Annotated in this window: 11 protein-coding genes; 6 read left to right on the top strand and 5 right to left on the bottom strand. The window is 58.8% G+C overall.

The genetic code is table 11. From position 1 onward, the window contains the following. The first annotated feature begins 567 nt into the window (after positions 1 to 567). The 3 genes from N4Q37_RS16325 to N4Q37_RS16315 all read left to right on the top strand — a co-directional run bounded on the left by N4Q37_RS16325 (position 568) and on the right by N4Q37_RS16315 (position 2,373). Positions 568 to 1,206 carry a DUF6036 family nucleotidyltransferase gene (locus tag N4Q37_RS16325; RefSeq protein WP_260959310.1) on the top strand — a complete coding sequence of 213 codons (639 nt, stop codon included), beginning with the start codon at positions 568 to 570 and terminating at the stop codon, positions 1,204 to 1,206. Next, positions 1,190 to 1,642 (top strand): hypothetical protein, encoded by a 453-nt coding sequence (locus N4Q37_RS16320; RefSeq protein WP_260959307.1) that lies wholly within the window; start codon positions 1,190 to 1,192, stop codon positions 1,640 to 1,642. The genes N4Q37_RS16325 and N4Q37_RS16320 overlap by 17 nt, the downstream gene beginning before the upstream one ends. Positions 1,643 to 2,013: 371 nt before the next feature. Next, positions 2,014 to 2,373: a DUF6124 family protein gene (locus tag N4Q37_RS16315; protein WP_260959305.1), complete on the top strand. Its 360-nt coding sequence runs from the start codon at positions 2,014 to 2,016 to the stop codon at positions 2,371 to 2,373. A 107-nt stretch (positions 2,374 to 2,480) separates the two neighbouring features. Here N4Q37_RS16315 and N4Q37_RS16310 read toward each other — a convergent pair whose 3' ends face one another. The 3 genes from N4Q37_RS16310 to N4Q37_RS16300 all read right to left on the bottom strand — a co-directional run bounded on the left by N4Q37_RS16310 (position 2,481) and on the right by N4Q37_RS16300 (position 4,898). Continuing rightward, the gene (locus N4Q37_RS16310) at positions 2,481 to 3,566 is read right to left on the bottom strand and encodes a scabin-related ADP-ribosyltransferase (RefSeq protein WP_260959304.1); all 1,086 of its coding nucleotides are present in this window, start codon (positions 3,564 to 3,566) and stop codon (positions 2,481 to 2,483) included. A 234-nt stretch (positions 3,567 to 3,800) separates the two neighbouring features. Then, positions 3,801 to 4,307 (bottom strand): L,D-transpeptidase family protein, encoded by a 507-nt coding sequence (locus N4Q37_RS16305; protein WP_260959302.1) that lies wholly within the window; start codon positions 4,305 to 4,307, stop codon positions 3,801 to 3,803. A 39-nt stretch (positions 4,308 to 4,346) separates the two neighbouring features. Beyond that, entirely contained in the window at positions 4,347 to 4,898 is a 552-nt protein-coding gene (locus tag N4Q37_RS16300; RefSeq protein WP_260959301.1) for an NUDIX hydrolase, read from the bottom strand. 146 nt (positions 4,899 to 5,044) lie between these two features. On the opposite strand from N4Q37_RS16300, the gene N4Q37_RS16295 reads away from it, so the two are divergent. From N4Q37_RS16295 to N4Q37_RS16285, 3 genes are read left to right on the top strand one after another with little or no spacing between them, the layout of a single operon-like run. Beyond that, positions 5,045 to 5,644, top strand: a complete 600-nt coding sequence (locus tag N4Q37_RS16295) for a CoA pyrophosphatase (protein ID WP_260959299.1) — start codon at positions 5,045 to 5,047, stop codon at positions 5,642 to 5,644. Positions 5,645 to 5,659: 15 nt separating this feature from the next. After that, on the top strand, positions 5,660 to 6,184 hold the full coding sequence (locus N4Q37_RS16290; RefSeq protein ID WP_260959297.1) for a gamma carbonic anhydrase family protein: 525 nt from the start codon (positions 5,660 to 5,662) through the stop codon (positions 6,182 to 6,184). Further along, on the top strand, positions 6,181 to 6,390 hold the full coding sequence (locus tag N4Q37_RS16285; RefSeq protein ID WP_260959296.1) for a DUF1289 domain-containing protein: 210 nt from the start codon (positions 6,181 to 6,183) through the stop codon (positions 6,388 to 6,390). The genes N4Q37_RS16290 and N4Q37_RS16285 overlap by 4 nt, the downstream gene beginning before the upstream one ends. 141 nt (positions 6,391 to 6,531) lie before the next feature. Here the strand turns inward: N4Q37_RS16285 and N4Q37_RS16280 are convergent, their stop codons facing one another. Beyond that, entirely contained in the window at positions 6,532 to 7,179 is a 648-nt protein-coding gene (locus N4Q37_RS16280) for a Pr6Pr family membrane protein (protein ID WP_260959293.1), read from the bottom strand. Positions 7,180 to 7,182: 3 nt separating this feature from the next. Continuing rightward, complete coding sequence (locus N4Q37_RS16275; RefSeq protein ID WP_003205228.1) at positions 7,183 to 7,413, bottom strand: VF530 family protein; 231 nt, start codon at positions 7,411 to 7,413, stop codon at positions 7,183 to 7,185. Positions 7,414 to 7,610 lie beyond the last annotated feature (197 nt).

Here is a 7,610-nt window from a genome sequence, read left to right as displayed (position 1 = left end):
TTGCTGTTGCTGTTGCTGTTGCTGTTGCTGTTGCTGTTGCTGTTGCTGTTGCTGTTGCTGTTGCTGTTGCTGTTGCTGTTGCTCTGCTTTTGATTTTGATCTGAGCGCCCCATTAACCACGCAGGCCGAACGCAGGCATTGCGCAGTGGGCATCCCGGCATGGATGCCGGGATAGCCGCGCTGGGCCATGGAGGGCCCTTCGCGGCGGGCCCACGGAGCAATGCCGGAGTGAGGGCACACCTCGCCCAGGCGAGGTGCCGAGTGGTGGGGCCAGCGTTCTTTGCTTACTTTCTTTGGCGTTTGAAAGAAAGTAAGTCGCCGTCAGGGCGAAACCGCCAGCCGCCGTTACCGCAGAAACGGATATGCCCCGTATGAAACATCCATAACCAGACAATTGGTCTGTCAGACGCACCGAAGTTTCCGACAAGTTTTTAAGGTTGTCCCTCGGAAGCGAGGGCTCTAGCTTCGGGGCCCGTCTCCAAGCGCAGGGATAGCCAACTGGTCTTTGGCAAGGCCGAGTGGCAGATCCAGGTTTCAAGGAGCAACACCTGCCTCTGAGGTTCAAACATGGAAATGCCGGAAATGATCACTCCCCGCCTTAATACCAGCACCGCGATGGGGCAGGCTTTGGTTTCAATGTTCAAGTCCGTCGAAGCAGAGCTGACATCTGAGAGTGCAAAACCAGGGGCGGTTAAAGTCATGGTATTTGGTGGATGCGCAGTGCACCTCTATACAAATCATCGTGTTTCCACGGACGTTGACGCGGAAATCTATGAGGCCAGCCTTCCGGACGGTTTTGATCTTCGAATGCTGCTCGCGCAAGTGCCCGAGCAATTTCGCGACGAGAAATCCGGTCGATTGATGGAGCTAAACTACGACCTCCAATACAACACCAGCTTTGGTCCAATTCACGAGGACTACTGGGTTCGAAGCCTTCCCCTTGAAGAGTTCCCTGTCGAGTCTCCTTTGCATGTTCACATTGCCGCTCCGATCGATATTGCGATTTCAAAGCTGGGCAGGGCAACGGATCAAGATATTGGCGACATCATGGCGCTTCTGAGGGCTGGCTTCATTTTATCTGCCGAGCTGCGTCGACTGGCGCTGCAGGCGATTGACGTATATGTTGGCAACAAAGAGCCTCCAACCTCTGTTCTTAACCACATTTTGCAAAATTATTTGGAGGATACAGATGACGAAGCCTGCTAACGGCCAAGTCCTCTCAGCCGCTCTGGACACATTGGTCAAGAACCCATTGGATCACGCAGACGATGCTGCGCTTGTGAGCATGGCCAAGGCTATCTGGTATTCCAGCGCGGATTTAATAAGCGCAGCCCAAGCTTTCCTGAGCCAACACACTGATGAGGTCGAGCAGCGTCGAGCAGGATATTTGCTCGAACGACTCACCCGTTTTTCGTGTGTCACGGACACTCGTGCGTTGGAAGTCTTTAATGCCCTGGAGCTGTTCTTACGCTCAACACCCAAGCAAGCCATAGCCCCGCAGACCGCTGTTGCGCTTCGCAAGCGCCGTGATGAACTCGCCCTTTCTTGGGGATTAAAGGAAGGTCTTGGTTTGAAGGTGCAAACCCTTTTGCCTTTTCAGACTCGGCATTATGAGGCTGAGCAGCGGGCAGCGTTTGTTTGAATCCAAATATCACCAATGAAAACCGGCCTAGGCCGGTTTTTTGTTGTGTGAATACTTGTCCATTGGTCTGTCAGACGCACCGAAGTTTCCGACAAGTTTTTAAGGTTGCCCGTCGGAAGCGAGGGCTCTAGCCTTTGGGTGTCGCTGCCAATTCAGCGACCGGATTTGACCGTCCGAGAATCTAGACGCGCCAGCGTTCCAAGACCTAGTTCAGGTGTTTTTCTTTCGTCTGAGGTATCGTGTCGCGGCAGCTGTGCGTGGGACGTCTTCGGATGTGCCGGTTCTTGATTCCCGGTCGGTCAACCCGCGTACAGCTGCCCCTTTTTGTTTGACCGCGAAAAGTGGTGGCTCCATTGAATCAGGAGCTCTAAATGATCAAAGATTCCCCCAACCCTCCAAAACCCGCTTCTTCCTTCCCCTACGGCGACTACGCTCCCGAAAAACTGAAAGAAGCCGCCGATCGAGCGATGGACCATTACCTCAAGCCTGAAGACGGCGAGCCAGCCCCTCAACCCTCGACGCAGCTCTTCACCGTGACCGACGGTGTCGACCCCGAAGTTATGTTGGCCAACCTCAGCGAAACCCTGGCCTCGGCCAACGCCATGCTCAGCGACCTGGCGTTCGACCTGGACGGTTCACGACGCCATGTGGCACTGGGCGTGGCGCAGATGATCGAGCTGGGCACGTTGCTGGCGAACAAATGCCTGGACCGGGCAGAGCTTCGGGTTTGATGCAATAAGGACTGGCCTCATCACTGGAGCGCCGGCTGGAGCAAGCTCCCTCGTCACTGAGGTGGCGAGGGAGGCGTACAAGCCTCAAGGCCTCAGGCACTCTGAAACTATTGGTGGACGTTCTCGAGTCGGCACGCTTCTTTTTCGATGCCAATGCACTCGACCGGTTCACTCACGCCTTTCTCGAAACGGCGTGCATTCATCAACAGGCCTCCCTTGATACCGCCGATGAGCGCGAAGGCGCCTTCACGGGAGCCCGCGTTAGGTACCGACAAGTCCACCGCCACGACATTGGGTCTGACTTCATACACCCATCCGCCGTTTTCTGCTTCCTGGGTTGCCCAGAGTTTGGCCTCGCTATAATCGCGAAATGCTACAACGATCGATCCGGCCAGCGGAGACTCCGGCCTGCGCACCGATCTCAAACTGGGTGGCGAAGAGTCCCTGGCCCGTAACCCTTGGGCAAGCGCATCCGCGCCCTGCACGGGGTTGATCGTCGTGGAGCCGACTGCCCAGAGGGATTGCTTGGTCGTTACCCATGTCAACCCCTCTGGAGGATTCAGCCGGTTCCAGTTGATGGAAACCGCGGCGACGTCCTGCATCGACTCGCGGCCGGTGGGTTCTCGGTAGTTTGGGTTCGGCCTGCATTTGGAAAGATCGTCTTTGTAGCAGGCCTGTTTGATGAAGTGCGCCTTGACCCCGCCCGGGAAGCTGATTTCCTGCTCTTTTGGAAAGGGCCCTCCCGATTGCACCTGATCGATTCCGTGGGGAGCAGTGAACTCGTACACCCACTCGACGGCGTAATGTTGGGCCCAGATCAGGCTGCGCGTTGTGCTGCTGAACACCGTCCCCGCGCTTCCGCCCGCATGGTTGTACCAGTCGTATTTCCATTGCTCCTCGGGAGTGCCCACGGCTTTGGGCAACAGCCCCTTCTCGAAGGCAGTGAGGCCCTGACCCGTCGTATCTCCCCGATAGAGCGTGTCCATGTCGGTACGCCAGCGCAACGAGGGCGTGGTTTTGTGGATGTCCACGCTCGAATCCGCCGTGACCTGAAGCCAGGCTGTGTACCACGGCTCCTCTTTTTCATCCGTAGGCGCCCCGGCCCCCCACGCGTTGTTACCTGACTGCCACGCACTCGCCAACGCCACCACAGCAACTGCGGTGGTCCGTATAAAACCGTTATGGGTTGTCATGATTGATGTCTCATCTTGAGCGGGTGAAGCCCTGTCGAATCACATACGTCATGACTGCCTATGCTTCGACGTGACACGTCTCACTGTAAATTCTGCGGGGCGTCGCGCCACCGCATCAGTTTTGAGCGTAGATCAAGGTTGATGAGGCGGTTGCGCTCCGCTTCTGGGACTTGTAGCAAGATATGAAACCGGCACCGTCCCTCGCCACAGGATTTGTATTGGGTTTGGCAATAATTAAGGCCGAATCTCGATCATCGTCCCATCCGGCACCAGGTCCCAGACTTCGCGCATGTCCACATTGCGCATGGCAATGCAGCCATCGGTCCAGTCCAGGGTGTGGAACAGCTGCTCAGGGTTTTCTTCCGAGTCCGGCGTGCCATGGATCATGATCATGCCGCCGGGCTCCACACCCTCGCGGCGGGCGCGGGCGGCGTCGCTGATGTTGGGGTAGGAGATGTGCATCGACAGGTAATAGTTCTGGCTGGTCTTGCGCCAGTCGATCCAGTAGAAACCTTCGGGGGTGCGCTTGTCGCCTTCGATCAGCTTGGGGCCTTTCCTGGCGCCCTTGCCCAGGGAGATGCGATAGGTCTTGAGTGGCTTGTTGTCGTTGATCAATTGCAATTGATGGGCGGACTTGAGCACCAACACTTTCTCGATGACCTTGCCGTTGTAGGTTCCCACCGCCGAGGCCTGGGACACAGCGGTGAACGACAAGCAGAACAGGACAAGCAACCAACGCATTGAAACGGTATCCCTAGAAGTGTCGCGGCTAAATGGTTTTCAGGTGTTGGCGGGCTGGGCCAACGGTGGGATCGATTCGGATCGCACCGGGTAGGTCTCGGCTCGCCGGTCGGCGAAGAAATACTCCAGGGTCCGGCCCACCGTGCGGAATGCCAGCTCATCCCAGGGTATATCGGCTTCTTCGAACAGTTTTACCTCGAGGCTTTCTGTCCCGGCGGCAAAATCTTCATCCACCAGTTCGGCGCGGAAGAATACATGTACCTGGCTGATGTGCGGTACATCGATCAGCGTATAGATGCGCAGATTACGAACCCGGGCGCAGGCTTCCTCGGCGGTTTCGCGCTCGGCGGCCTGTTCCACGGTTTCGCCGTTCTCCATGAAGCCCGCCGGCAGCGTCCAATAACCGCGTCGCGGTTCGATGGCACGTCGGCACAACAGCACCTGGCTGCCCCAGGTCGGTATGCAACCGGCGACGATGTTGGGGTTCTGGTAATGGATGGTGTGGCAGGTGTCGCAGACGAAGCGCAGGCGCGAGTCGCCCTCGGGTATGCGCTGGGTCACGGGGTTACCGCACTGGCTGCAGAATTTCATGCTTGGATTCCTGAATGCTGCGCCTATCTTGGCGTGCGTGGGCCGGTGCGGCAAGTTGTCGTTTCGCGACACGACGCGGTGCCAGGGGTTGGGCCGCTTGATTGATTGGTGCATGATGCAAGGTAGCGAATGAATCGAGAAGCCTCATGCTGGACGAGCTACTGCATCGAGTAAGCAACCACACCCCGCGCGATCTGCAGGTCGACCGACGTTTTCCTGAAGCCGCGGTGCTGGTGCCGATCAGCCGCCGTGACGATCCGGAACTGGTGCTGACCCTGCGCGCCAGCGGGCTCTCGACCCATGGCGGCGAAGTGGCGTTCCCCGGCGGGCGCCGCGACCCGGAAGACCCGGACCTGGTGTTCACGGCCCTGCGCGAAGCCGAGGAAGAAATTGGCCTGCCCCCCGGCCTGGTGGAAGTGATCGGCCCCCTGAGTCCGTTGATCTCCTTGCATGGCATCAAGGTTACGCCGTATGTCGGGGTGATTCCGGATTTTGTCGAATACCAGGCCAACGATGCGGAGATCGCCGCGGTGTTCAGCGTGCCGCTGGAGTTTTTCCGCAAGGACCCCCGCGAGCACACCCACCGTATCGACTATCAAGGCTGTAGCTGGTATGTGCCCAGTTATCGGTTTGGCGAATACAAGATCTGGGGGTTGACGGCGATCATGATCGTCGAGCTGGTCAACCTGCTGTTCGACGCCGGTATCGACCTGCACAAGCCCCCCAGAAGCTTCATCAATACCTGACGTCCCGAGGAACCCATGAAATACCGCTTGGGCGATGCCCGTGTCGAAACCCATCCACAGAGCTGGGTCGCGCCCAACGCCACGTTGGTGGGCAAAGTGCGCCTCGAAGAGGGCGCCAATGTCTGGTTCAACGCCGTGCTGCGCGGCGACAACGAACTGATCCTGATCGGCAAGGACAGCAACGTGCAGGACGGCACGGTGATGCACACCGACATGGGCTACCCGCTGACCATCGGCACCGGCGTGACCATCGGCCACAACGCCATGCTCCACGGCTGCACGGTGGGCGACTACAGCCTCATCGGCATCAACGCGGTGATTCTCAATGGCGCGAAGATCGGCAAGAACTGCATCATCGGCGCCAACTCGCTGATTGGCGAAAACAAGGAAATTCCCGACGGCTCGCTGGTCATGGGCTCGCCCGGCAAGGTGGTGCGGGAGTTGACCGAGGCGCAGAAGAAGATGCTCGAAGCCAGCGCCGCGCACTATGTGCACAATGCCCAGCGCTACGCCCGCGACCTGGCGGAGCAGGAACAATGACCACGCCTGAACGCCCGGTGCCGTCGCCATGCGTGAGCATCTGCGCGCTGGACGATGACGATATCTGCACCGGGTGCCAGCGCAGCGTGGCGGAAATCACCCGCTGGAGCCGGATGGACAACGCTGAACGCCGCGAGGTGTTGGCGTTGTGTCATGAACGAGCCAAGGCCAGTGGGTTGCTATGGATGTTGCCCGCGAGGCGGTGATGCCGGTATAGCCACTCCCCGTGTGGGATATATCTCTGTGGGAGCAAAGCTTGCTCGCGATGCAGACACCCTGGTCTTCAGGTGGACAGTGTTATCGTTCATCGCGGGCAAGCCTTGCCCCCACAGGTTTGGCTCACGCAGCTATTTCACCGATGCCCACCGATCCACCCCCACCACCGCCAGCGCAATCGCGACAAACCCCAGCAAGATCCCCCCGGCATTGACGAACACCTGTGGATAACCCAGGTTCGCCACGTCGATGAAAGGGTAGGGGTAGGCTCCCAGCATATTCCCGCGCAGCAGCAGGTAGGCGAAATACGCCACGGGGTAGAGGGCCCATAGCCCGATGTGGCCCAGGCGCAACGTTCCTTTGGGCACCCATCGCCACCAATAGGCGAGGTACAGCATGGGCACGATGTCGTGCAGCAGCTCGTCGGCCACGAACTGCCAGCCTTCGGGCTGCCAGAGGTGACGCAGCAGCAGGTTGTAGGCCAGGCTCACCAGGGCGATGCTGGCGGCGATGCCGCTGCGCACGGCGGGCAGCAGGAACCAGCGGCGCACGGCCGATGGCCGCGGGGTCAGTTCCCAGGTCAGCACCACCGCCACCAAAGTGTTGGTCAGCACGGTGAAGAAGCTGAAGCAATTGACCAGCCCGCCCAGCAGGCTTGCCCCCAGTTCCCAGCGCCCCCACAAGACCAGATACAACTGGATGCTCAGTCCCGCCCAACCCAGCAATGCCGTCACCGACACGAAGTGTTGCCGCAGCGCGGGACGCCAATCGGTGTCCATCGCTCAGACTGGCCGCTTGGTGCGCATCAACTTGATGTAGAGACGTTCGACTTTCTCCCGCGCCCACGGCGTCTTGCGCAGGAAGGTCAGGCTCGACTTGATGCTCGGATCGCTCTTGAAACAACGAATATCGATGCGCTCGGCCAGGCCCGACCATTCGTAATGTTGCACCAGGGCATTGAGAATCTGCTCCAGCGTCACGCCGTGCAGCGGGTTGTTGTTCGGTTCGGTCATGGGAAGGCCTTTGCGCAAAAGGGGTGTAAAGCCGCGCACCTTAGCCGAGGTGCCCCTGTGGTGGAAGCATAGCGTTCACAGGGACGGGCACTGTTGCCGGATTCGAAAGGCTGCATGCCAGCAAAAGCCCTTTCGTACCTTTACTGAACCATGCCCCTTCAAGATCGTCATCTACAGTGACTAAGTTGTTACACGGG

The sequence above is a fragment of the Pseudomonas citri genome (assembly GCF_025336485.1).
Classification (GTDB): Bacteria; Pseudomonadota; Gammaproteobacteria; order Pseudomonadales; family Pseudomonadaceae; genus Aquipseudomonas; species Aquipseudomonas citri.
The sequence above is the reverse complement of the archived record's forward strand: the minus strand, read 5'-3'. Positions and strand labels throughout refer to the sequence as shown.